22 protein-coding genes are annotated in these 22,967 nt (G+C 71.5%); 16 read left to right on the top strand and 6 right to left on the bottom strand.

What is annotated here, in order from left to right; all coding sequences use genetic code 11:
• Positions 1 to 287: 287 nt before the first annotated feature.
• Genes EI982_RS05775 through EI982_RS05760 form a run of 4 tightly spaced genes read right to left on the bottom strand, consistent with a single transcriptional unit; the run spans position 288 to position 2,659 of the window.
• Positions 288 to 1,022 carry an energy-coupling factor ABC transporter ATP-binding protein gene (locus EI982_RS05775; RefSeq protein WP_157688583.1) on the bottom strand — a complete coding sequence of 245 codons (735 nt, stop codon included), beginning with the start codon at positions 1,020 to 1,022 and terminating at the stop codon, positions 288 to 290.
• Entirely contained in the window at positions 1,019 to 1,744 is a 726-nt protein-coding gene (gene cbiQ, locus EI982_RS05770; protein ID WP_157688582.1) for a cobalt ECF transporter T component CbiQ, read from the bottom strand. The genes EI982_RS05775 and cbiQ overlap by 4 nt, the downstream gene beginning before the upstream one ends.
• Complete coding sequence (locus EI982_RS05765; protein WP_157688581.1) at positions 1,728 to 2,000, bottom strand: cobalt ECF transporter S component CbiN; 273 nt, start codon at positions 1,998 to 2,000, stop codon at positions 1,728 to 1,730. Before EI982_RS05765 ends, cbiQ begins: the two co-directional genes overlap by 17 nt.
• Positions 1,997 to 2,659 carry an energy-coupling factor ABC transporter permease gene (locus tag EI982_RS05760; protein ID WP_157688580.1) on the bottom strand — a complete coding sequence of 221 codons (663 nt, stop codon included), beginning with the start codon at positions 2,657 to 2,659 and terminating at the stop codon, positions 1,997 to 1,999. Before EI982_RS05760 ends, EI982_RS05765 begins: the two co-directional genes overlap by 4 nt.
• Before the next feature lie 144 nt (positions 2,660 to 2,803).
• Between EI982_RS05760 and cobA the strand changes: the two genes are divergently transcribed.
• The 12 genes from cobA to EI982_RS05700 all read left to right on the top strand — a co-directional run bounded on the left by cobA (position 2,804) and on the right by EI982_RS05700 (position 12,343).
• The gene (gene cobA, locus EI982_RS05755; RefSeq protein ID WP_157688579.1) at positions 2,804 to 3,700 is read left to right on the top strand and encodes a uroporphyrinogen-III C-methyltransferase; all 897 of its coding nucleotides are present in this window, start codon (positions 2,804 to 2,806) and stop codon (positions 3,698 to 3,700) included.
• A 78-nt stretch (positions 3,701 to 3,778) separates the two neighbouring features.
• Entirely contained in the window at positions 3,779 to 4,336 is a 558-nt protein-coding gene (gene cbiT / locus EI982_RS05750) for a precorrin-6Y C5,15-methyltransferase (decarboxylating) subunit CbiT (RefSeq protein WP_157688578.1), read from the top strand.
• The gene (locus EI982_RS05745) at positions 4,333 to 5,040 is read left to right on the top strand and encodes a cobalt-factor II C(20)-methyltransferase (RefSeq protein ID WP_157688577.1); all 708 of its coding nucleotides are present in this window, start codon (positions 4,333 to 4,335) and stop codon (positions 5,038 to 5,040) included. The genes cbiT and EI982_RS05745 overlap by 4 nt, the downstream gene beginning before the upstream one ends.
• Positions 5,037 to 5,849, top strand: a complete 813-nt coding sequence (locus EI982_RS05740; RefSeq protein ID WP_157688576.1) for a cobalt-precorrin-4/precorrin-4 C(11)-methyltransferase — start codon at positions 5,037 to 5,039, stop codon at positions 5,847 to 5,849. The genes EI982_RS05745 and EI982_RS05740 overlap by 4 nt, the downstream gene beginning before the upstream one ends.
• Positions 5,842 to 6,810 carry a cobalt-precorrin 5A hydrolase gene (gene cbiG, locus EI982_RS05735; protein WP_157688575.1) on the top strand — a complete coding sequence of 323 codons (969 nt, stop codon included), beginning with the start codon at positions 5,842 to 5,844 and terminating at the stop codon, positions 6,808 to 6,810. The genes EI982_RS05740 and cbiG overlap by 8 nt, the downstream gene beginning before the upstream one ends.
• Positions 6,807 to 7,619 (top strand): precorrin-3B C(17)-methyltransferase, encoded by an 813-nt coding sequence (locus tag EI982_RS05730; RefSeq protein WP_157688574.1) that lies wholly within the window; start codon positions 6,807 to 6,809, stop codon positions 7,617 to 7,619. The genes cbiG and EI982_RS05730 overlap by 4 nt, the downstream gene beginning before the upstream one ends.
• Positions 7,620 to 7,621: 2 nt before the next feature.
• Positions 7,622 to 8,620, top strand: coding sequence for a precorrin-3B C(17)-methyltransferase (cobJ, locus tag EI982_RS05725; protein ID WP_157688573.1), 999 nt, complete (start codon positions 7,622 to 7,624; stop codon positions 8,618 to 8,620).
• Between the two features lies 1 nt (position 8,621).
• The gene (locus EI982_RS05720; RefSeq protein ID WP_157688572.1) at positions 8,622 to 8,864 is read left to right on the top strand and encodes a ferredoxin; all 243 of its coding nucleotides are present in this window, start codon (positions 8,622 to 8,624) and stop codon (positions 8,862 to 8,864) included.
• Positions 8,861 to 9,520, top strand: coding sequence for a cobalamin biosynthesis protein (locus tag EI982_RS05715; protein WP_157688571.1), 660 nt, complete (start codon positions 8,861 to 8,863; stop codon positions 9,518 to 9,520). The genes EI982_RS05720 and EI982_RS05715 overlap by 4 nt, the downstream gene beginning before the upstream one ends.
• The gene (locus EI982_RS05710) at positions 9,517 to 10,728 is read left to right on the top strand and encodes a CbiX/SirB N-terminal domain-containing protein (RefSeq protein WP_157688570.1); all 1,212 of its coding nucleotides are present in this window, start codon (positions 9,517 to 9,519) and stop codon (positions 10,726 to 10,728) included. The genes EI982_RS05715 and EI982_RS05710 overlap by 4 nt, the downstream gene beginning before the upstream one ends.
• Entirely contained in the window at positions 10,728 to 11,105 is a 378-nt protein-coding gene (locus EI982_RS05705; RefSeq protein ID WP_157688569.1) for a DUF3209 family protein, read from the top strand. The genes EI982_RS05710 and EI982_RS05705 overlap by 1 nt, the downstream gene beginning before the upstream one ends.
• Complete coding sequence (locus tag EI982_RS05700; protein ID WP_157688568.1) at positions 11,105 to 12,343, top strand: BamB-related PQQ repeat family beta-propellar protein; 1,239 nt, start codon at positions 11,105 to 11,107, stop codon at positions 12,341 to 12,343. Before EI982_RS05705 ends, EI982_RS05700 begins: the two co-directional genes overlap by 1 nt.
• On the opposite strand, the gene EI982_RS05695 is transcribed toward EI982_RS05700, so the two are convergent.
• A complete protein-coding gene (locus EI982_RS05695; protein WP_157688567.1) occupies positions 12,340 to 14,508 on the bottom strand; it encodes a VWA domain-containing protein in 2,169 nt (722 codons plus the stop codon). The genes EI982_RS05700 and EI982_RS05695 overlap by 4 nt on opposite strands.
• A gap of 49 nt (positions 14,509 to 14,557) precedes the next feature.
• Between EI982_RS05695 and cobN the strand changes: the two genes are divergently transcribed.
• The 4 genes from cobN to EI982_RS05675 are packed head-to-tail and all read left to right on the top strand — an operon-like array spanning position 14,558 to position 21,170.
• Complete coding sequence (gene cobN / locus EI982_RS05690; protein ID WP_157688566.1) at positions 14,558 to 18,436, top strand: cobaltochelatase subunit CobN; 3,879 nt, start codon at positions 14,558 to 14,560, stop codon at positions 18,434 to 18,436.
• Entirely contained in the window at positions 18,429 to 19,106 is a 678-nt protein-coding gene (locus EI982_RS05685) for a precorrin-8X methylmutase (RefSeq protein WP_157688565.1), read from the top strand. The genes cobN and EI982_RS05685 overlap by 8 nt, the downstream gene beginning before the upstream one ends.
• Positions 19,099 to 19,866 (top strand): cobalt-precorrin-7 (C(5))-methyltransferase, encoded by a 768-nt coding sequence (locus tag EI982_RS05680; protein ID WP_157688564.1) that lies wholly within the window; start codon positions 19,099 to 19,101, stop codon positions 19,864 to 19,866. Before EI982_RS05685 ends, EI982_RS05680 begins: the two co-directional genes overlap by 8 nt.
• A complete protein-coding gene (locus EI982_RS05675; RefSeq protein ID WP_157688563.1) occupies positions 19,863 to 21,170 on the top strand; it encodes a cobyrinic acid a,c-diamide synthase in 1,308 nt (435 codons plus the stop codon). The genes EI982_RS05680 and EI982_RS05675 overlap by 4 nt, the downstream gene beginning before the upstream one ends.
• On the opposite strand, the gene EI982_RS05670 is transcribed toward EI982_RS05675, so the two are convergent.
• Positions 21,171 to 22,961 (bottom strand): PAS domain-containing protein, encoded by a 1,791-nt coding sequence (locus EI982_RS05670; RefSeq protein ID WP_157688562.1) that lies wholly within the window; start codon positions 22,959 to 22,961, stop codon positions 21,171 to 21,173.
• Between the last annotated feature and the right edge of the window lie 6 nt (positions 22,962 to 22,967).

Below are 22,967 nucleotides of genomic sequence, written 5' to 3'. Positions count from 1 at the left end.
CGCCGTCGCCGGGGCCGCGTCCCGAAACCGGGCGCCGTGGAAAACCCGCCGTGGACGGCCGGTACCAGCGCACCCGGCGGAGCGACCGCTGTCGGGGGTGTACGGAGGATCCGAGAGACGACGACGACGCTTTCGTGGGCGGGAGAGCGTTCCTGATCGGCATGGCATGTCGGTGGCAGTCATCCAACCCGGGCCCGCCGACACCGGCCGCCTCTCGTTCGGGAGGTGTAACTTCGGACGGTTAAATAACCGGGTCGATTCCCAGTAACGTTGGCTCGGGTGATTACTCATTTCCGACCGCGATCGGTCACGTCACCCACCTCGAACCGCCGGAGGCCGAACCGCTCGGGGTCGACGCCGTCGAGCGATCGACCGTGGTACGCGATCCGCCCCTCGTCGAGGACGCCGAAGCGGTCGCCGACGGCCGCGGCGAAGCCCGGGTAATGCGTGGAGACGACGAACGTGAGGCCCTCGTCGGCCAGGCCACGGATCAGGTCGACGAGGGCGCGCGTGCCCGGCCCGTCGAGTCCCGCGGTCGGTTCGTCGAGGACGAGGTAGTCGGGATCCATCGCCAACACGCCCGCGAGCGCGACCCGCTTTCGCTCGCCGTTGCTCAGCCGGCTACAGAGCCGGTCCTCGTAGCCGTCGAGGCCGACCCGGGAGAGCGCCCGCTCGACGCGGGCCTCGGTCCCCGCGTCGCCGTCGCGGTTGGCCGGGCCGAAGGCGACGTCCTCGCCGACCGTCGGGGCGACGAGTTGGTCGTCGGGTCGCTGGAAGACGAACCCGACCCGGCGACGGAGCGAGCGGAGCGAAGCGGCGTCGTAGGCGACGCGCTCGCCGCCGACGACGACGTGGCCGCGGTCGGGTTCGAGCAGGCCGTTGAACTGCTTCAGCAGGCTCGACTTGCCGGCCCCGTTGCGCCCGAGGAGGACGGTCACCGCCGCCGTCGGGGCGGTGAACTCCACCCCGCGGAGGACCGTCCGGTCGCCGTAGCCGAAGTGGAGGTCGACCGTTTCGATCACGCGACCCACCTCGCCGCGACGAGGGCGACGAGTACGACACCGACGACGGCGTACCCTCCGCTCTCGTACTCGGGGACCGGCATCCGGCCGGCGTAGTTGCGCGACGCCATGGCGCGTTCGAACGCCTCCGCCCGGTCGATCGATCCCACCAGCAGCGAGGCGCCGACGAGTTTCGTCGTGCGAAACAGGGCGCGCCGCGAGTCGAACCCACCGCGGAGGCGGGCGGCCGTGTGGAGCCGTGCCGACCGCTCGACGAGGACCTGGATGCCGCGGTAGACGAGCAGGAGAAGTTCGATCACCGCCGACGGCAAGCGGAGGTCGTCGAGGGCAGCGACCAGTTCGGGGACCGTCGTCGTCAGCGCCAGAAAGGAGAGCACGGAGAGCGACGCCACCGCGCGCAGGCCCGTCCGCGCCGCGACGGCGAGGCCGCGGTCGGTGATGGTCACGGCCGGCAGGTCCAGAACCGGCGCGCCGGGGGTGACGACGGCGACGACCAGCAGGCTCGGCACCAGGAAGGCGAGGGGATACCGGAGGAGCGCGACGTAGGCCCGCCCCGCGGCGTGGATCGACAGACAGGCGAAGGCGACGGTGGCGACGGCGTAGACGGCCGGTCGCGTCGTCGTCGCGGTGAGCAGGAGCGCGACGAGGACGAAGTACACCCGTAGCGGCCCCTCGACGACGGGCGTGGCGGTCACCTGGACGTCCTCAAGCGTCCGGTGCATCCCCATCACTCGCTCGCAACCGGTCGAGGTACCGTCCGAGCAGGACCGCGCCAACGCCCCCCTGGAGAGCGAAGAGGAGGGCCTCGCCCGTCGCGTCGGGCGCCCAGGCGGGCGTCGCCCACCGGTCGTACGTCGGGGACCGCTCCTCGATTTCGGCAACGGCCTGCCCGTCGGTTCCCGCGAGGTCGCCGCCGGCCGTCGCGAGGAGGAAGACCACGGCGGCGACGGCGACGCCGAGCAGCAGGCTGCGTCTCACGACGCCACCCCCACCCGGCTCCCGTCGAGCGTGTCGAGACGGCACAGGTAGCCCACCATCGCCGCCGCGAGGAGGCCCTCGAGCACGCCGATGGGGAGCTGTGTGACGGTGAACACCGCCGCGAAGTCGAGCGCCGACGCGAGGACGCCGCCGGGGTCCGCCCCCGCGGGAAAGGCCAGCCCGAGTTGGAACGAGGTGACGAGATACGTCGTCCAGTCGGTGACCGCCGCGGCGACGAAGGTGGACCGTTCGAGCGACAGTCGCGGCCGGACGAGCCGGTACGCCGTCCACCCGACGAAGGGGCCGACGACCCCCATCGAGAGGACGTTGGCACCGAGGGTCGTCACGCCCCCGTGGGCGAGGAGGAGCGCCTGGTAGAGGAGGACCACGACCGAGACGAAGGCGGTGACGGCGGGGCCGAACAGCACGACGATGAGGCCCGTCCCGGTCGGATGCGAGGAACTCCCCGCCACCGAGGGGAGTTTGAGCGCCGAGAGGACGAACACGAACGCCGCACACACCGCGACCAGCGCCTTGGTGCGGGGATCGGTCCGAACGGCCGACAGCGTCCGCCGCGCGCCGTACACCACGAACGGGAGTGCGAGGACCGTCCAGACGACCGCCCAAACCGGTGGCAGGAATCCCTCCATGATGTGCAAGTCGAGATCACTTCCCGTCGGTGCCGACTACCTCCCGTGTAAAAACAATACCGCTTGCGATAACGAAACTGCACTTTGGAAAAACCTCCCTTCCGCCAGAAACACAAGTAGATTGAAGTTACTGCAATCAGCGCTTATCCACCGATGGAAGAGGACACCGCTCGGGGACCGGGAACGGGGAACGGACCGCCGGGACGCCCCCGGGACGCCGACGACGAGACGATCCGCCAGCCCTTCGACCGCGAGACGTCGATCCCGGAGCGGTCGCGGGCGACGGCGGGCCAGGTGTATCTGGTCGGCGCGGGGCCGGGCGATCCGGACCTGCTCACCGTCCGGGCGCGGCGGCTCATCGAGACCGCTGACGTGGTGTTTCACGACGCCCTCACCCGTGATACGCTGGTTCACCGCATCCCCGGCGCGGTCGAGGTCGTCGACGTCGGCAAGCGGGCCGACCGGAAGACGCCACAGGCGGAGATCAACGAGCGACTGGCCGACCGCGCGGCCGCCGGCGACGCCGTCGTCCGCCTGAAGGGCGGCGACCCGTTCGTCTTCGGCCGCGGCGGCGAGGAGGCCCAGTACCTCGCCGACCGCGACGTCGGGTTCGAGATCGTGCCGGGCGTCTCCAGCGTGATCGCCGCCCCCGGACTGGCCGGCATCCCGCTCACCCACCGCGACGTCTCCTCCCGCTTCACGGTCATCACGGGCCACGAGACGCCGGACAAGGGCGCGAGTACGCTCGACTGGGCCGCGCTCGCCGACGAGATCCGGAACGGGTCGACGCTCGTCATCCTCATGGGCGTCCGGACGCTGGAGCGCAACGTCACCGCCCTCCGGTCGCACGGCGTCGACGGCGACGTCCCCGTCGCCCTCGTCCAGAAGGCCGCCTGGGACGACCAGCGCGTCGTCCGGGGCTCCCTCGAGACCATCGTCGACGACGCCGAGGACTCCGCGATCACGCCCCCCGCGACCACCGTCGTCGGCGACGTGGTCTCGATCCGCGACGACGTCGCCGCCGTCCTCGACGAGTTCGAACCGGCCTGAGTCGCCGCGTGGAGTGAAACCCCGCTTTTTGTAGGACAAGCAAAATTGTTTTCATCCGGGCCCGAAATTGTGGTGGTGATGCCTCAGGTAGCGCTTCCGCACGACGCGAAGGCCGGGCCGACGAAAGCGGAGATACGTGGAGTGACGCTCCGGAAGTTGGACTTGCAGCCCACGGATCACTTCGTCGACGTCGGCTCCTGTACCGGCGCGGTCACCGTGGAGGCGGCCCGTCGCGCCGGCCGGGTGACGGCCGTCGAGCGAAAGCCCGACCGGCTGGAGGTGACCCGGAAGAACCTCGCCGCCAACGAGTACGACGCCGAGGTGTCGCTTCGCGAGGCGGAGGCGCCGGCGGGGCTTCCGGACGACGCGGACGCCATGTTCCTCGGTGGGAGTCGGAACTTCGAGGCCGTCCTCGATCACGCCGTGGAGACGGGCGTCGACCGGGTGGTGATGAACGTCTCCCGCGTCGAGGTGGCGGGCCGTGCCGTCGACGCCTTCCGCGACCGGGACCTCCTCTCGGAGGTCCTCCAGATCCAGGTGAACCACGGCTACGAACTCGCCGGCGCGACGAGCTTCCGGGCGGACAACCCCGTCTACGTCGTCGTCGGGCGCCGCGACGGGGGCGGTCTCGCGTGACCGTCTACGGCGTCGGCCTCGGCCCCGGCGAGGCCGACCTGATCACCGTCCGCGGCAAGCGGGTCCTCGAATCCGCGTCGACCGTTCACTCGCCCGGCCGCCTCTCGCGGTCGGTCGCCCGCGAGTACGTTCCCGACTCCAAGCTCGGCGACCTCGACTTCCCGATGACCCGCGACCCCGAGAAACTCCGGCGGGCGTGGCGGACGGCCGCCGACGCCGTCGCCGAGACGGCGGCCGACGAGGACGTCGCCTTCGTCACCCTCGGCGACCCGAACGTCTACTCGACGTTCGGACACCTCCGGCGGACGCTGTCGGCCTTCCACCCCGACGTGGACGTGGCGGTGGTGCCGGGCGTCAGCGCCGTGACGGCCTTCGCGACGGCGCTCGGCGTCGAGATCGAGGCCGGGACCGGCCTCTCGCTCCGGGAGGCCGCCGACGGCGCGGCGCCGACCGGCCCCGATCGGATGATCCTGTTCAAGGTCACCGACGCGGTGGCCACCCACGAGGGACTCGTCGACGCCGGCTACGACGTCCGCTACGGTCGCCGCCTGTTCATGGAACAGGGGGAGACCACCGTCACGAGCGACCCGACGGAGGTGGCCGAGCGCGACTACTACACGCTCGCGTACGCCGAACGGCGGGGGCTGGAGCGCGACCTGGCGACCGCCGCCTTCGAGGACGGCGAGCGGGAGGGGTCGGCGTGAGAAACGATCACACCGCCGGCGACGTCCGCGAGGGCGTCCCCTTTATCGGCGCCGGCCCCGGCGACCCGGGGCTGCTCACCGTCACCGGGAAGCGCCTCGTCGAGGACGCGGACCTCGTCGTGCACGCCGGCTCGCTGGTCAACAGCGAACTGCTGGAGGCGTACTGCGACGACGCGGAGCAGGTCAACAGCGTCGGCAAGGACCTCGAAGAGTTGGTCCCGCTGATGGCCGAGGCCTACGAGGCCGGGCGGACGGTCGTGCGCCTGCACAGCGGCGACCCCGCCGTCTACGGCGCCGCCCTGGAGCAGATGGACGCCCTCGACGACGAGGGTGTCCCGTCCTACTTCGTGCCCGGCGTCACCTCCGCCTTCGCCGCCAGCGCGACCCTCGGGACGCAGTTGACGCTCAACGAGGTGGCCAACCACGTCGCCTTCACCCGGCCACAGGGCAAGACCCTCTCGGCCGAGGAGGACCACATCAGCGACTTCGTCGGCTTCGGCGACGTGACGACGTGCATCTACCTGGGGACCCACGCCGTCAGCGACACGATGGACCGCCTGCTCGACGACGGCCACGATCCCGAGACGCCCGTCGCGGTCGTCTACCACGCCTCCTGGCCCGACGAGGACGTGATCCGGGGCACCATCGGAACCATCGGCGAGCAGGTCGAGGCGGCGGGCTACCGCGCCTCGGCGCTAGTGATAATCGGCGAGGCGGCAACCGGCGCCGGGTACGAGCGGTCGTACCTGTACGGCGACTGGGCGAACGACGACGACAGCGACACCGAGAGCGACACGAACCATGACTGAGAGCACTACCGACACGACGGACGACGGCTGTAGCACCCCGGACAGCGACGGGGAGGTCGCCGACGAGATCGCGATCGTCAGCTTCGAGCGCAAACTCGACACGGCCGAGGAGATCGAAGCCGGCCTCGCGGCCGACTACGACCGCATCGACATCCTCGAGTACCACGGCGACGTCTTCGCGGAGCACTGGGGCGAGTACGACTGCTTCGTCGGCCTGATGGCCAGCGGCATCGCCATGCGCAAGACCGCACCCCTGCTCGACGACAAGTGGGACGACCCCGCGGTGGTCGTCGTCGACGAGGAGCTGACGTGGGCCATCCCGCTCACCGGCGGCCACCACGGCGCGAACCAGGTAGCGAACGACCTCGCGGGCCTCGGCGCCGTGCCCGCGATGACGACGGCGTCGGAGGCGGCGGGCAAGCAGGGCGTCGAGAGCCGCGCGAAGGCCCTCGACACCCACGTCGTCAACGGCGACTCGACGGTGGCGACGAACCTCGCCGTCCTCGACGAGAACCTGGGACCGGTCGCCCGCCTCGACGGGCCGCGGGCGGTCCTCGTCGGCGACGACGTGACCGTCCTCAAGCGGAACACGGAGGCGGGCGTCGTCCTCGGCACCGGCAGCGTCTCCGGCGCCGACGCCGAACAGTTCCTGACCGCCTGGCGCGCGGCTCTCGACGAGGCGGACCTGACGCCCGACGACGTCGAGTTCGTCGCGACGGCGACCCGCAAGGAGGACGAACCCGGCCTGATCGAGGCCGCACGGGAGTTCGGCGTCGGAGTGGCCTCCCTCGACAAGGAGACCCTGGAGGCCTTCGAGGGGCCGACCCCCTCCAAGTCGAAGGAGCTGATCGGCTGGCCGGGCATCGCGGAGGCGAGCGCCATCGCGGCCGGCCGCGACCACGAACTCCTCGTCGAGAAGCGGCGACACGACGATGCGGTCACCGTGGCGGTGGGCCGATGACCGATCACGGCACCCTCTACGTCGTCGGCATCGGGCCGGGGCTGCCCGCCCACATGACCCAGCGGGCGCGCGAGGTCATCACCGGCGCCGACTGTGTCATCGCCTCGAACCTCTACCAGGAGTTCCTCCGGCAGGACGGGACGCTCCCGCCCGAGGGCGAGGGCGGCGAGGCTGAGCCCGAGGTCGTCCGCTCGTCGATGGGACAGCAGGTCGAACTCACCCGCGAAGCCTTCGAGCGCGTCCGGGACGGCGAGGACGTCGCCAACGTCTCCGGGGGCGACCCGAACGTCTACGGCAAGTCCGACCTCGTCTTCACGATGGCCGACGCCGACGACGCCACGGACGTCCCGATCGAGATCGTCCCCGGCGTGACCGCGGCGCTCGGCGGCGCGGCGATGATGGGCGCGCCCCTCTCGAACGACTTCTGTACCGTGTCGCTGTCCGACAAGTGGCGCGGCTGGGACGAGATCGAGGAGAAACTCCGCGCGGCCGCGATCAGCGATTTCGTCGTCGTCCTCTACAACTGCTGGCGGAACTACGAGCGGGCGATCGGGATCCTCCGCGAGGAGCGGGCCGACGACGTGCCGGTCGGCATCTTCAACGACGCCGGCCGGGGCGACGCCGGCCGGAACGTCGACGGGGAGGCGTTCACCGTCACGACGCTCGGCGAGGCGGCGGCCCACGAGGAAGACGTCGGCGGCATGGGCACGTCCATCCTCGTCGGCACCCACGAGACCGACACCTGGCGCAACGACCACGAAACGTACCTCGTCACCCCGCGCGGCGGGCGTGACGTCGAGGACTTCTAACCATGAGCGAGACCAACGCGAACGACGGATCGAGGTGTGGCGCGACGACCGATACCGACGCGGCGGCGACCGACACGTCGGAGTCGAAGTGCGGCGGGTCGAAATCGGAGACGTCGGAGTCGAAGTGCGGCGGGTCGAAATCGGAGACGTCGGAGTCGAAGTGCGGCGGGTCGAAGTCGGAGACGACCGACGAGAACGTCACGGCGACGGCCGACGACTTCGACGCCGACCCCGGCCGACTCGTCGCCGTCGGCCTGGGCCCCGGCGAGGCGAGCGGGATGACCGCCCGGGCGACGGAGGCGCTCCGTGGCGTCGAGCATATCGTCGGCTACACGACGTACGTCGACCTCCTCCCCGACGACGTCGTCGAGGGTGCAGAGGACGTCTACTCGACGCCGATGTGCGGCGAGGTGTCGCGAACCGAGGAGGCGGTCGACCGGGCGCTCGCCGGCAACGAGGTGGCCATCGTGGGGAGCGGCGACCCGAACGTCTACGCGCTCGGCGGCCTCGCGCTCGAGATCCTCGAATCCAAGGGTGGATCGGCGAGCGCCGTCGACTTCGAGGTGGTGCCCGGGGTGCCGGCCGCCCAGTCGTGTGCGGCCCGTCTGGGCGCCCCCCTCGTCAACGACACCGTCAGCATCAGCCTCTCCGATCACCTGACGCCGATGCCGACCATCGAGTCCCGCCTGCACGCGGCCGCCAAGGAGGGGTTCACGATCGCGATATACAACCCCTGGAGCCGCAAGCGCCGGGAGAACTACCAGAAGTGTTGTGAGATCCTCCTCGAACACCGCGACCCCGAGACGCCGGTGGGGATCGTCCACGCCGCGGGCCGCGAGGACGAGGAGACCGAAATCGTGGAACTGCGCGACCTCCCGGAACTCGGCGAGTCCGACCTCGTCGACATGACGACGACGCTCCTGGTCGGCAACGACGAGACCTACGTCTGGGACGGTCGGATGGTGACGCCGCGTGGCTACGAGCGGAAATACGAGTACTGAGATGTTCCGCGTCGAACTCGATCGGGAGGCCTGCGACGGCATCTTCGCCTGTCTCGTCCGCGACGACCGCTTCGTCGAGGACGACGCCGGCCTCGCGACGGTCGATCCGACGGCCGAGGGCGTGGTCGACGTCGAGCGGGCGGGCGAGCGCGTGATCGCCACCTTCGACGGCGACGTCGAGGACGCGACCCTCGCCGCGCGGGCCTGCCCGCCCGACGCCATCACCGTCCGGGAGGAACCATGACCGCCGAGGCACCCGCCGACCTGCTCGAGTGTCACCCGGAGACGGCCTACTTCTGGGGCCACGTCGCCGGCGACGGCGACGTCCGGGCGGACGGCCTCACCGTCCGGGCGCCGGACGAGGGCTGTGCCGACCGCCTCGTCGTAATCGCGGGCGGCGGCGACGTCGACCACCGCCGGACGGAACGCGAGTACGCCCACGATACGTCGATCACCCGGACCGAGGACGAGTACCGCGTCACCGTCGCCGGCGACGTGGCCGCACGCGGGAGCGCCGCCTTCGGCCTCCCGACGGGCGACGAGCGGGGCGGCTACCGCTTCGACGCCCTCGCGGACGCCCACCGGCAACTCCTCCGGGGACTCCTGGAGAGCTGCGGGACGGTCTGTTTCAAGTCCTCCTCGGGGACCGTGGGCATCTCCTTCGTCCACGACGACCGGACGCTGCTGGAGGCGGTCCAGGGGCACCTCGCGGACTGCCCGGTCGACGCCCCGGCCGACGACATCGGGGAGACGTCCTCCGGCGGCTACTGGTTCGGGATCGACGACGCGGCCGCCGGCCCGTTCGGCCGCTGGGTGTACGAGGGGAGCGAGGCGAGCGAGCTGTTCGCGCCGACGCGGCGGCGCAAGTTGCTCCGGAGCCTGGAGCAGGTGGAGGGATGATCGACGAGCAGCCGCTCGACGACGACGCGGTCCTGCTCGTCGGCCACGGCTCCCGCCGCGAGAAGTCGAACGAGCAGGTGCGCACGCTGGCGGCGGACCTGGAGGCCGAACTCGACCTGCCGGTCGACGCGGCCTACCTCGAACTCGCCGACCCGCCCATCGGGGAGGCCATCGAGACGCTCGCGCCCGCCTGCCGGACGCTGACCGTCGTCCCGCTGTCGCTGTTCGGCGCGAGCCACGTCAAAAACGACGTGCCGCTTGCCGTCCAGACGGCGCGGGCCCGACACGACGACCTGACGATCCACTACGGCTCGCATCTGGGCGTCCACCCGTCGCTCGTGGACCTGCTCGACGACCGCGTCCGCGCCGTCGAGGCCGATCTCGGTGTCGATCGGACCGAGGACGACGTGGCCGTCGTCGTCTGTGCCCGCGGGTCGAGCGATCCGGACTCGAACGCCGACGTGCACAAACTCGCGCGGCTCCTCTACGAGGGCCGCGAGTTCGACCGCGTCGAGGCCTCGTTCATCGGCGTGACGTCGCCGCTCCTCGACGAGACGCTCCACACCGTCACGAAGAGCCGCCCCGACGCGGTGGTCGTCGTCCCGTACATGCTCGGCGACGGGACGCTGACGGGGCGCATCGTCGACACGGCCGAGTCCTTCGACGACGAGTACCCCTACGTCGCCGCGGGCGCGGGCGCCCCGCTCGGGGTCGACGACCGGGTCGTCGACGTCCTCGTCGACCGCTGGCGGGCGGCCCGCTCGGACAGCGTCGAGATGTCCTGTGACACCTGCAAGTACAAGGTCGAACTCTCGGGCTACGAGGAGGACCAGGGCGGGGCACGCGCCATGCTGCGCTCGCTCGTCCATCAGGCGGAACACGCCGACCGTGAGGACGTCGGCGACGACCCGCACGTCCACGACGCGCCCGAAAAGCACGTGGCGGTCTGCACCAACCAGACGTGTGCCGAGAGCGGATCGGCGGCGGTCATCGAGGGACTCCGGCAGGGCGTCCGCGACGCCGAAGACTGCGACGCCCGGATCACCCGCACCTCCTGTCTCGGACAGTGCGGGGACGGCCCGATGGTCGCCGTTTACCCCGACGGCGTCTGGTACGGCGGCGTCACCGCCGACGACACCGACCGCATCGTCTCGTCCCACCTCGACCGGGACCGCATCGTCTCCGAACTCGTCCACCAAACGCTATAATGGCTTGCGCAGAACTCGAAGCGCTTCGACTCGCACTGATGAACATGACCGGTACCGTCGACGAGAGCGTCAAACAGCACGCCGAGGCCGAAATCGGCGACGAACTGGAGGCCGGCGGCCCCATCGCGGCGCTGGCCGCGGCCGAGACGCTCGACGAGATACAGCGCCACCTCGAAGCGGCCCTGATCGACCTCGAAGAGGAGGCGATGGCGGCCGACGCCACCGACCCAGACGGGGCCTACCTCCGGGGACGGGTCGTCGCCGTCCGCGACGCCGAACGCACCGTGCGCCGGCTCCGTGAGCGGACCGACGCCGTGCTCGACGACCTCGGCGAGGCCCACCACACGCTCCACGAGACGTTCCCGACGGAGGAGTGATGCCCGAACTCGTCGACCCGGCGCGGCGGTCGCTGGGCGACCTGTCCCCTGCGGGGAGCCGCCACAACCGGGCGCGCTCCGGGGCGGCTATCGCCGACGACCGTCTCTTCGCGGGCGGGGCCGACGGACGCGTGGCCGCGCACCGCCCCGACGCGACGCCCTTGGAGGGCTGGGCGGGCCCGGGCGACCAGTCGACGGCCGACGAGCGGTACGCCGTGTCGCTGGCGGCGACGGCGGATACGCTCGTCGTCGGCGAACGCGGCCCCGACGGCCGCGTCGCCGCGCTGTCGCCGGCCACGGGCGAGGTCCGGTGGCGCTACGCCACCGCGGCGGACGTCGGGACGGCGACTCGGGAGTCGCTCCTCTTCCAACCGTACGTGGTCGACGCGGCCGTGATCGACGACACGGCCGTCGTCGCCGCCCGGCGGTACGACCGTGACGGCGACGACCGGACGTGGTCGAGCGTCGTCCTCGGGGTCGACCCCGACGGCGGCGTCCAGTGGCGCTACGCCGCCCACGCCTCGCCCATCGCCGTGGACGTCGGCGACGGGCGCGTCGTCGTCGCGTACAACCGCTGTACGGCCGACCACGTGTACGGTCTGGTCGTCCTCGACGCCGATTCGGGGGCCCTCCTCGCCAACTGGGACCCCGGAACCGAGGGTGACCGCCGCGTCGGCGACGTGGCCGTCGTCGACGACGGCATCGCCGTCGCGAGCCACGGCGACAAACACGGCTACCTGCTCGATTTCGACGGCGGCGAGCGGTGGCGGGTCGACCTGGCGAGCGAGCGGTCGGTCGACGGCGACACGGTCTACGCCTACCCGAACCACGTCGCCGTCGCCGACGGAACCGCCGTCTTCGTGACGGGCAACACCTACGCCGCGTCGACCCGCGACCCGGACGCCCGCCACCCGCGGGAACATACGGCCGTCGCCGTCGACGGCGGCGACGTCGCCTGGACCCACGACGTCGGCGGGTTCGCCCGCGGCGTCGCGGCCAACGGGTCGTTCGTCGCCGTCCCCTCGGCACAGCACTTCCGGGAGCGGTCGGCCGACACCCACGCGGTCCACCTCCTCGACGCGACCCGGGGCCACCTCGATTCACGGTCGCTGCCGGGCGTCGCCGCGGCCGTGGCGCTCGGTGACGACGCCCTCGCCGTCGTCGAGGAACCCGTCGAGTATCACGACGAGGGCGTCACGCACGGGACCCACCGCCTGCACGCGTGGCGGGTCCGTTAGTCCCGCTCGACCGACGCCGCGGCGTCGGCGACGACGTCGGCGGTGAGGTCCGACAGGGGAATCCGTCGCCCGCCGGTCTCCTCCTCGATGATTCCCGTCACGCCCGTTCCGCCGCCGGCGTCGACGGGGGCCGAAGACTCTCCGCCCCCACCCGGACGACGTTCGGCGGCGTCGACGAGGACGACCGACGCGTCGCTTTCCGCCAGCCGGCGGGCCGCGGCGCGGGTCGCCGCCGTGGGGCTCCCCTCGGCGACGTTCGCGCGCCCGTCGGTCACGACGACGACGAGTCCGGCGTCCGCGTCGGATCGCGTCACGAGTCGGGTCGCCGTGTCGAGTCCGTCCGGGAGGGGCGTCCGGTCGCCGGTCGGCAACTCCTTCAGGTGGCGGGCCGCGAGCGTGACGCTGTCCGTCGGCGGGAGCAACACCTCCGCCTCGTCACCGGCGACGGCGACGAACGCCACCTCGTCCCGCCGCTCGTAGGCGTCGCGCAGGAGCGCCATGACCGTCCCCTTGGCCTCGCGCATCGCCGGGCGCATCGACGCGCTCGCGTCGACGACGAAGACGACGAGCGTCCCCGCACTCCCGCGCCGGACGGACCGCCGTAGGTCGTCCTCGCCCACGTCGGCCCGTCCCGCGGCCGCGGCGGCCCGGACCGACGCCGCCGCGTCCACGTCGTCGCCCGGGCCCGCGCGCTCGGTCCGCACCCGCGAGCCACGCGACCCCGCGGCGGCGTCGGTCCGGGCGCGGGACCCGCTCCCGTCGCTCGTCGACGCCGTCACGTCGTCGGCGGGCGGGCGCTCGGCGTCGCCCACCTCGGCCCGCCGCTGACCGGGGACCAGCGGCGTCGCCTCGTCCTCCGCGTCGCCGTCGCTTCCGCCGTCGCCGTCGCTTCCGCCGTCGCCGTCGGATCCGTCGCCGCCGCCCTCGCCACCGCCGCCAGCCGGTCCCGACCCCTCGGCGCTCGACGGCGCCGACTCCCGGGTCGGGCCGTCGCCCTCGGCGTCCCCCTCGCGGCCGGGCCCGTCCCCGCTCGACCCGTCGTCCGCCCCGCCGGTGTCGGCGTCACCCTCGCCGTTTTCGTCGCCGTCTGCGTCACCCTCGCCGTTTTCGTCGCCGTCTGCGTCACCCTCGCCGTTTTCGTCGCCATCGCCGTCGCCATCGCCGTCGAAGTGGTCGTCGAGGACGTCGTCGGGGTCGGGTTCGTCGTCGAAGGGACGGCGCCGGAGACGGTGGGGGAGCGCGAACGCCGCCGCCTCGCGGACGTCCGAGCGGAGCACCTTCGCCCGGCCGTCGAGCGCCGCGAGCGTTCGCGCGGTGCGGGCGGTGGCGATGTCGGCCCGGTGGCCGTCGACGCCCGCGTCGCGGCACAGTTCGGCGATGTCGGTTTTGAACTCCTCGGGGAGGGTCACGTCGCCGACGCGTCGTCGCGCGTCGCGCAGTCGCTCGCGGAGGGTGTCGGTCTCGTCGTCGTACGCGGCGGCGAACGTCTCGGGGTCGGCGTCCCGGTCGAGGGCGCGGTCGATGACCTCGACCCGGTCGTCGACGGCCTCACAGCCCGTGACCGTCGCCTGGAGGGCGAACCGGTCGCGGAGCTGTGGGCGGAGGTCGCCCTCCTCGGGGTTCATCGTCCCGACGAGCGTGAACTCCGCGGGGTGGGTCCGACTCACGCCGTCGCGCTCGACCCGGTTGACGCCGCTCGCGGCCGCGTCGAGGAGGACGTCCACCAGGTGGTCGTCGAGGAGGTTCACCTCGTCGACGTAGAGGATCCCCCGGTTGGCGCGGGCGAGGAGGCCGGGGTCGAACGCGGCGTCGCCGTCCAAGGCGTCGGCCACCGACAGCGTCCCGACCACGCGCTCGCGGGTCGCGCCGAGCGGGAGGGTCACCAACGGGACCGACCGCGTCTCGACCGGCGGGTCGGCCCGCTCCCGACACGACGCACACTGCCTGTCCGGGTCGGCCGGCGGACAGCTGTACGGACAGTCCGCGACCGCGCGCTGCTCGGGCAACAAGTCGACCAGCGCCCGGACGGCCGTGGACTTGGCCGTCCCCTTCTCCCCGCGGACCAGCAGGCCGTCGAGCGCGTCGTTCGCCGTGACGGTCAGCAACGCCCGCTTCAACTCCTCCTGCCCGACGATGGCCGGGAACGGTGTGTGGCGACGCTCCATGTGAATACGAAAGTTTACTTGTAGTACCGCAATAACGCTTTATCAACTCATGCCGACGATCGGGCTGTACACGGCGACCGAGAACGAATTGGGAGCGGTCCAGCGGGCGGCTGGACGTCTCGACGACGTCGACCTCGTGGTCCGCTCCGAGAGCGACCTCGACGACGGGACCGATACCGACGCGTTCGTCGACGAGGTCGAGTCCGCGACCGCCGTGGTGCTCTGGTTGCACGGCTCGGAGGGGAGCATGCCGGGCTACGACCACGCCGTCGAGCGACTTCGGGACGCGGGCGTCCCGCTGATCGTCAAGGCGACGGGCGACGCCTTCGCGTTCGAGGACACGACCGTTACTGCGGACGACCGGGACCGTGTGTACGAGTATCTCGACGGCGGCGGCGTGGTGAACCTCGCCAACTGCTGTCGGTTCCTCGCCGCCACCTACGACGACGTCGACGTCGCGTACGACGACCCGGTCGACCTCCCGACCGAGGGCGTCTACCACCCCGATCACCCCGGGATCGAGTACGAGGAGCTCCTGGCGACACACGACGAGGGCAAGCCCACCGTCGGCGTCTGGTTCTACGAGTCCCACTGGACGCACGCGAACACGCGGTACGTTGATGCGCTCGTCCGAAAGTTGGAGGAACTGGGAGCGAACGTCCTCCCCGCCTTTTGCAACCCGGCGAGCGACGAGGCGGGCCAGGAGAACGCGGAGTGGGTCGCGCGCAACTGGTTCAGCGACGACGACGGCCCCGTGGTCGACGCCGTCGTGAGTTCGTTCATGTTCTCGCTGTCGATGAGCGAACGTGGACGGGCAGCGAGCGACGAGGGCGAGGGCGCCGAGGACGTCTTCCTCACGGAACTGGGCGTCCCCGTGTTGCAGGCCATCACGACCATGCGCTCCCGGTCGCGCTACGAGGCGAGCGACACGGGCGTGATGGGCTTCGAACTCGCGCTGTCGGTCGCACTCCCCGAGTTCGACGGCAACGTCATCACCCACCCGATCAGCGGCAAGGAGCGCATGGACGACGAGGCGGGCATCGGGAGCGCCCCGAAACAACATTTCCCCATCGACGACCGGATCGACCACGTCTCCCGGCTGGCGGTCAACTGGGCGCGGCTCCGAGACGTCCCCAACGACGAGAAATCGGTGGCGGTCGTCCTCCACAACTACCCGCCGAGCGACGACGGCATCGGGACTGCCTTCGGCCTCGACAGCCCCGAGAGCACCGTCAACCTGCTCGACGAACTCGACGCGCGGGGCTACGCCGTCGAGGACCCGCCGACCGACGGCGCGGAACTCATCGACCGGCTCACCGCCCAGTTGACCCTCGATTCGCGGTGGGTCGCCCCGGAAGACGTCCGGGAGCTGAGCGTCGACACCGTCTCGCCCGAGCGGTACGCCGAGTGGTTCGCGACCGCCGACGAACGGTTTCGGGAGAACGTCATCGAGGAGTGGGGCGACCCTCCCGACCGGCCCTTCGCCATCCCCGGCGTCGAGTACGGGAACGTCCTCGTGACCGTCCAGCCGCCCCGCGGGTTCGGGATGGACCCCTCGAAGGTCTACCACGACTCGGACCTCCAGCCGCCACACGACTACTTCGCCTTCTACGCGTGGCTGCGCGAGGCGTACGACGCCGACGCCGTCGTCCACCTCGGCACCCACGGGAGCCTGGAGTGGCTCCCCGGCAAGACCGTCGGCCTGAACGGGGCGAGCGCGCCGGATAGGCTGATCGACGACCTGCCGAACGTCTACCCCTACATCGTCAACAACCCGGGCGAGGGGACACAGGCCAAGCGCCGCTCCTACGCGGCGGTCGTCGACTACCTGACGCCGGTGATGAGCAACGCCGGGACCTACGACGAACTCGCGGAACTCGAGGAGCTGGCCGACCAGTACCGCGAGGCCGGGATGGAGGACGCCCGCAGCGACGACGGCGAGCACCTCGAAACCCTCCTGCGCGAGAAGGTGGACGACCTCGACCTCGCGGTAGAACTCGGGATCGCCGGCGGGATCGACGACCGAGCCGACGTCCGCGGTCCGGACGCGGCCGGCTCCACGCTGGCCGAGGGGGCGGTCGCCGGCGACGACCTCTCGGTCGACGAACTGGTCGAGCGGGTCCACGAGTACCTCACCGACGTGAAGACGACCCAGATCCGGATGGGGCTGCACACGATGGGTGAACCCCCGGAGGACGACCGGCTCGTCGAGTACCTCGTCGCGCTCACGCGCCTGGAGAACCCCGGCGGACCCAGCCTCCGCGAGAGCGTCGCGGGCGTCCTCGGCGTCGACTACGGGCGGATGCTCGACGAACCGGGCGCGTACGACGAACGGCTGGGCATGACCCTTTCGGAGGCGGCCGACGAGGTGTACGAAACCAGCCTCGACCTCGTCGGGACGCTTGCAGCCAACGACTTCGACGTGCCGGAGTCGGAGGCGACGGCCGACCCCGACGACGAGGTGAACATGAACCTCTTGGTCGTGGATATCGACCCGCTGGGCGACGCCCGTGCCAAGCGGGGCGCCCACGACGACCTGCGCGAGGCGCTGTCGTTCATCCGTGACGTGGCCGCGCCACGGGTCCGGGGCGCCGAAGCCGAGATCCCCCGGACGGCGGACGCCCTGGCCGGCGGGTACGTCCCCCCGGGCGGCAGCGGCGCCCCGACCCGCGGCGGCGTCGACCTGCTGCCGACGGGGCGGAACTTCTACACGCTCGACCCACGGAAGGTGCCGGCCAGGAGCGCCTGGCAGGTGGGCAAGGAGGTGGCGACGGGGACCCTCGAACGCCACCACGCCGAACACGACGAGTACCCCGAGGAGGTGGGCGTCGTCGCGTGGGGGACGCCGACGGTGCGGACCCGCGGCGAGACGGTCGCACAGGTGCTCGCGCTGATGGGCGTCGAGCCGACCTGGACCGACGCCGGCCGCGTCGACGACGTCGAACCGATCCCGCTGGAGGAGCTCGGGCGCCCTCGCGTCGACGTGACGACGCGGGTCTCCGGCCTCTTCCGGGACGCCTTCCCGCAGGCCGCGAGCGTCGTCCACGACGCGGTGGACGCCGTCGTCGAACTCGACGAACCCCACGACAGGAACTACGTCAAGAAACACGTCGAGGAGGAGGCGGGCGACCTCGAAGCCGAGGGCGTGGACGAAGACGAGGCCGACGACCTGGCGAGACGGCGCGTCTTCACGACGAAACCCGGCGGCTACGGCGCCGGGACGAACAAGGCCGTCGACGAGGGCGAGTGGGACGACCGCTCGGATCTCGCGGACGTCTACGTCCAGTGGGGCGGGTACGCCCTCGGCTCCCGCGGCCGGGTCTCCGAGGCCCAGGACAGCTTCGAGCGGCGACTCGGCTCCGTCGAGGCGACGGTGAAAATCGAGGACACGGCCGAACAGGACGAGTTCGACAGTTCGGACTGGTACGCCTTCCACGGCGGGTTCATCACCGCCGTCTCGGAGATCGCGGGCGAGGAGCCGGCCTCCTACGTCGGCGACTCTAGCGACCCCGACAACGTCGACGTCTACACCAACGAGGAGAAGGTGCGCAAGACGATGCGGGCCCGCGTGCTCAACCCCGACTGGCTCGACAGCATGGAGGAACACGGCTACAAGGGCGCGGGCGACCTCTCGACGACCGTCGACGTGGCCCTCGGCTGGGACGCGACGACCGGCGTCGTGAGCGACGCGCTCTGGGCCGACCTGGCGGACGCCTACGCGTTCGACGAGGATCGACGGGAGTGGATGCGGGACGTGAACCCGTGGGCGCTGGAGAGCATCACCGCGACGCTGCTCGAGGCGATCGGCCGCGACCTGTGGGACGCCGCCCCCGAGGTGGCGGACCGACTGCGCGACATCAACCTCTCGGTCGAGGGCGACCTGGAGGCCGAGACGACCGACCGAAACGAGGCCATCACCCATGACTGACGACGACTACGCCGACCTCGGCGCGACGACGGAGCAAGCGATGGATATCGCGGAGACGAGCATGGACATCGTCCGTTCGTTCGTCCCCACGGAGACGCTGAACGACCGGCTGCGGGCGAAGGCGGTCCACTCGACCGGCTCCCCGGACTTCCAGCATCTCATGCGGTTCCAGAACGACCCCGTGGTCGCGGGCGCCAGGGCCGTCCTCGACGAGCGGCCCATCGTGACGGACATCACGATGGTCAAGTCGGGGATCACGGGGCGGGGTCACGACTGTCGGGTGCGGAAGGCCATCGGCAACGGGACGGAACTGGCCGCCGAGACGGGGATGACCCGGACGGCGGCCTCGGTCCTCGAACTCGACCGCGAGGGGGTCTACGACGGCGCCATCGCCGTCGTCGGCAACGCCCCCACCGGCGCCCTGGCGCTCTGTGACTGCATCGAGGACGGCACCCGGCCGGCCGTCGTCGTCGCGACGCCCGTGGGGTTCGTCAAGGCGGCCGACAGCCGCAAGCGGGTGCGCTCTGTCGCCGCGGAGCACGGGGTCCCCGCCGTCACGAACGTCGGCACCCGCGGCGGGAGCGGCCTCGGCGCGGCGCTCGTGAACGAACTGATCCACGTCGCCCGCGACGTCCGCGAGGGCGACGTGACACTCCCCGGCGATGAGTGAGGACTACGACCTCGACGCCGGCCCGGACCCGGCGGCGGTCGCCGCCGCGACGCCGGAGCCGGACCCCGACGCCCTCGACGACCCGGTTCACGCCGTCGGGATCGGTCCCGGCAACCCGGACTACCTCACCCGCCGGGGCGCGCGGGCGATCCGCGAGGCGGACGTCGTCGTCGGCTTCGAGACGGTCGTCGACTTCGTCGCCGACGGGACCGAGGCCGATCTGCTCACCTGTGGCTACGCCGACGAGGCGGCGACGCTGTCGGTGTTCGCGGACCGCGTGGCCGCCGGCGACCACGGGACGGCCGTCCTGATGGGCGATCCGAACCACTCGGGCTACCAGTTCCTCGGCAAGGTCGAACGGGCCGTCGATGCGCCCGTGACCGTGGTGCCGGGAATCTCGTCGCTCCAGGTCGCCGCGAGTCGGGCACGGACGCCGATGGAGGACGCCGCGTTCGTCACCCTCCACAAGAGCGGCGACCTCGACCCGGATCTCGACCGCCTCGTCGACGCCGTCGGCGACCGACACCTGCTCGTGCTCCCGCGGCCGTTCGACTGGATGCCCGGCGACGTCGCCGACCTGCTCGTCGAGTCGGGCACCGATCCCGCGCTCGACGCGCTCGTGTTCGAACACCTGACACACCCGGAGGAGCGGGTGACACGGACGACACTCGGCGACCTCCGCGGATCGGCGGGCGGGGGCGACCGCGAGTCGACACCGTACTCCGACCTCTCCGTGCTCGTCGTGCGGGCCGACCCATGAAAGGAGTCGTCCTCGGCGGCACGAAGTCGGGCGTCGGCAAGACCGTCGCGACCCTCGCGGTCCTCCGTGCCCTGGCGGCCGACGGCTACGACGTCCAGCCGGCGAAGGCCGGACCCGACTTCATCGATCCGAGCCACCACGAGGCTGTGACGGACACCCCCTCCCGGACCCTCGACCTGTGGCTCGAAGGTCGCGAGGGTCTGCGCCGCAACTACGCGCGCGGCGACGGGGACGTCTGCGTCGTTGAGGGGGTGATGGGCCTCTACGACGGCGACCGGTCGAGCACGGCGATGGTCGCCGAGGCTCTCGATTTGCCGGTGGTGCTCGTCGTCGACGCGAAGGCGGGCATGGAGAGCGTCGCCGCGACGGCCCACGGCTTCCGCGAGTACGCCACCCACGCGGGCCGGGACGTCGACGTCGTCGGCGTGATCGCCCAGCGTGCCCACGGCGGCCGCCACGAGTCGGGGATCCGGGAGGCCCTGCCCGACGACTTGGCCTACCTCGGCCGGATCCCGCCCCGCGAGGACCTGGAGATTCCGGAGCGACACCTCGGGCTCCACATGGGCGCGGAGGCGCCCCTGGACGGTGACGCCCTCGACGCCGCCGCGGCGGGCATCCGGACGGATCGGCTGCTGGACCTGGCGCGGACGCCGCCGCGGGCCGCTCCCGCCCCGGTCGGCGGTCCGACCGGGGCACGGATCGCTGTCGCCCGCGACGCCGCCTTCGGCTTCGTCTACCCGGCGACGGTCGAGCGCCTGCGCGACCGGGCGACGGTCGTCACCTTTTCGCCGCTCGCGGGCGACGACCTGCCCGCCTGCGACGGGGTCTACCTGCCGGGGGGGTACCCGGAGCTCCACGCCGCCGACCTCGAAGCGAGTCCGACGACGGACGCCCTCGCGGCGGCGGCGGCCGAGGGCACCGCCGTCCTCGGGGAGTGCGGGGGGCTCATGGCCCTCGCCGAGTCGCTGACCACGACCGAGGGGGAGCGCCACGCCATGGCCGGCGTCCTGCCCGCCGACGTCCGGATGCACGACCGGTATCAGGCGCTCGATCACGTCGAGTTGCGGGCACGGCGGGACACCCTGACCGCCGCGGCCGGCGACCGGCGGCGGGGCCACGAGTTCCACTACTCCAGCGCGACCGTCGACGACGACGCCCGCTTCGCATTCGACGTCGTCCGGGGATCCGGCATCGACGACGAGCGGGACGGCCTGGTCGAACACCGGACGCTCGGCACCTACTGTCACCTCCACGCCGAGAGCGGGGCTATCGACGCGTTCGTGGCACGGGCGGTCGAGGACTGATCAGGTGGCGTCCACGCCCCGCACGTCGAAGCGGGCGCCGCCGTCGGCGCTCTCGGTCACGTCGACCGTCCACCCGTGGACGTCGACGAACTCGCGGACGATTTCGAGGCCGAAACCCGTCCCACCCTCGTCCGTGGAGTAGCCCGCCTCGAAGATCCGATCCCGTTCGGATTCGGGGATTCCGGGGCCGTCGTCGGCGACGTAGAAGCCGCCGTCCGTCTCGCCCACGGTGACGACGACGTCGTCGCCGCCGTGTTCCACCGCGTTGCCGAGGAGGTTCGTCAGGAGTCGCCGGAACCGGCGCGACTCGGCGTTGACGGTCCGCTCGGTCTCGACCCGGAGCGTCGCGTCCCGCGTCTCGATGTCGGACCAGCACCGCGTAACCATCGTCGGCAGCGACAGGGCCTCCCGATCCATGTCGCCGTCGGTGTCCCGGGCCAGCGTGAGGAGGTCGTCGATCAGCGCCTCGATCCGGGCGTGGGCGTCGGCGACCGCGTCGAGGTGTTCGTGGCCGGCCTCGGTCGCACACTTGGCGAGTTCGAGTTCCCCCGCCGCCACCGTCAGCGGGTTCCGGAGGTCGTGGGAGAGCACGCCAGCGAAGCGTTCGAGGCGCTCGTTCTGCCGTTCGAGACGGCGACGGTACCGGCGGTACTCGGTCACGTCCTCCTGGAAGCCGACCCAGCGGGCCACCTCGCCGTCGTCGTCCCGGAGCGGGGCGATGCTCACCCGGTTCCAGAACGGTTCGCCATCCCTCCGGTAGTTCCGGAGGGTGACCGTCGCGGGTTCGCCGGCCTCGATGGCCTCGTTCAGCGTCTCGACGGGCTCCGAGTCGGTGTCCGGCCCCTGGAGGAACCGGCAGTTGCGGTCGAGGGCCGCCTCGCGGTCGTAGCCCGTCATCTCGACGAACGCGTCGTTGACGTAGATCATCGGGTTGTCCGCCCGCGAGGGGTCGGTCATCGTGATGCCCGTCGGCGCCTCGTCCATGGCGCGGGTCCTGTAGTCGAGTTCGCGGCGTCGCCGGCGCTCCGCCGAGACGTCGCGGAGGATGCCGACGCTCCCCTCGAAACACTCGCCGTCGTAGGGCAGGGCGGCCATGTGGTCGCGACACCGGATCGGGTCGCCCTCCTTCGGGACGATGTCGACCTCGAACTGACTGCTGTCGGGGCCGTCCGCCGAGAGGATCCCCCCGAGTTCCGATTCGGCCCGCTCGACGGCCGCATCGTCCTTGATGAGCGAGGGTAGACTGCCGATGATCGTCTCCCGATCGTAGCCAGTCAGCTCCGCGAAGGACTCGTTGACGAACTCGAACCGTCCGTCCGCGTCGACGACGTAGACGGGGTAGCCGAGGGCCTCGATCACCGTCGAGTAGCGGTCGGCGACGGCCTGCGTCCGGCGGTCGTCGAGGACCTGTTCGACGCGGTTGGCGAGGCGGCGCTGCTGGTCGGGTCCACCCTTCTGGAAGTAGCCGGTGACGCCGGCGTTGAGCGCCCGGCTGGCGATCTCCTCGCTCCCCTTGCCCGTATAGAGGATAAAGGGCGTCGTGATCCCGTGCTCGCGGACGGCCTCGAAGAAGGCCAGCCCGTCCATCGCGGGCATGTCGTAATCGCTGATGATACAGTCGACGTCGGCGTCGGCGTCGTCGGCGACCCGCGAGAGCGCCGCCTCGGGCGACGTTTCGGTCAGCGTCGTGACCTCCCAGCCGAGCTCTCGATCGAGGAACGACGACGTGAGATCCAGCACCGCCGGATCGTCGTCGACGTGTAACAGCCGAAACGTGTCGGTCGCGCTCATGCGGTC

The sequence above is a fragment of the Haloplanus salinarum genome, assembly GCF_009762275.1.
In the GTDB taxonomy this organism is placed as follows: Archaea; Halobacteriota; Halobacteria; order Halobacteriales; family Haloferacaceae; genus Haloplanus; species Haloplanus salinarum.
Note: the sequence above shows the minus strand (reverse complement) of the source record. Positions and strands in the feature narration are given on the sequence as shown.

Bases quoted from the DNA above. Each gene is read 5' to 3' on its own strand.
- cbiQ (WP_157688582.1), bottom strand. From the start codon at position 1,744: ATGCACCGGACGCTTGAGGACGTCCAGGTGACCGCCACGCCCGTCGTC.
- cobA (WP_157688579.1), top strand. From the start codon at position 2,804: ATGGAAGAGGACACCGCTCGGGGACCGGGAACGGGGAACGGACCGCCG.
- cbiT (WP_157688578.1), top strand. From the start codon at position 3,779: ATGCCTCAGGTAGCGCTTCCGCACGACGCGAAGGCCGGGCCGACGAAA.
- cbiG (WP_157688575.1), top strand. From the start codon at position 5,842: ATGACTGAGAGCACTACCGACACGACGGACGACGGCTGTAGCACCCCG.
- EI982_RS05730 (WP_157688574.1), top strand. From the start codon at position 6,807: ATGACCGATCACGGCACCCTCTACGTCGTCGGCATCGGGCCGGGGCTG.
- cobJ (WP_157688573.1), top strand. From the start codon at position 7,622: ATGAGCGAGACCAACGCGAACGACGGATCGAGGTGTGGCGCGACGACC.
- EI982_RS05720 (WP_157688572.1), top strand. From the start codon at position 8,622: ATGTTCCGCGTCGAACTCGATCGGGAGGCCTGCGACGGCATCTTCGCC.
- EI982_RS05715 (WP_157688571.1), top strand. From the start codon at position 8,861: ATGACCGCCGAGGCACCCGCCGACCTGCTCGAGTGTCACCCGGAGACG.
- EI982_RS05710 (WP_157688570.1), top strand. From the start codon at position 9,517: ATGATCGACGAGCAGCCGCTCGACGACGACGCGGTCCTGCTCGTCGGC.
- EI982_RS05705 (WP_157688569.1), top strand. From the start codon at position 10,728: ATGGCTTGCGCAGAACTCGAAGCGCTTCGACTCGCACTGATGAACATG.
- EI982_RS05700 (WP_157688568.1), top strand. From the start codon at position 11,105: ATGCCCGAACTCGTCGACCCGGCGCGGCGGTCGCTGGGCGACCTGTCC.
- EI982_RS05695 (WP_157688567.1), bottom strand. From the start codon at position 14,508: ATGGAGCGTCGCCACACACCGTTCCCGGCCATCGTCGGGCAGGAGGAG.
- cobN (WP_157688566.1), top strand. From the start codon at position 14,558: ATGCCGACGATCGGGCTGTACACGGCGACCGAGAACGAATTGGGAGCG.
- EI982_RS05685 (WP_157688565.1), top strand. From the start codon at position 18,429: ATGACTGACGACGACTACGCCGACCTCGGCGCGACGACGGAGCAAGCG.
- EI982_RS05680 (WP_157688564.1), top strand. From the start codon at position 19,099: ATGAGTGAGGACTACGACCTCGACGCCGGCCCGGACCCGGCGGCGGTC.
- EI982_RS05675 (WP_157688563.1), top strand. From the start codon at position 19,863: ATGAAAGGAGTCGTCCTCGGCGGCACGAAGTCGGGCGTCGGCAAGACC.
- EI982_RS05670 (WP_157688562.1), bottom strand. From the start codon at position 22,961: ATGAGCGCGACCGACACGTTTCGGCTGTTACACGTCGACGACGATCCG.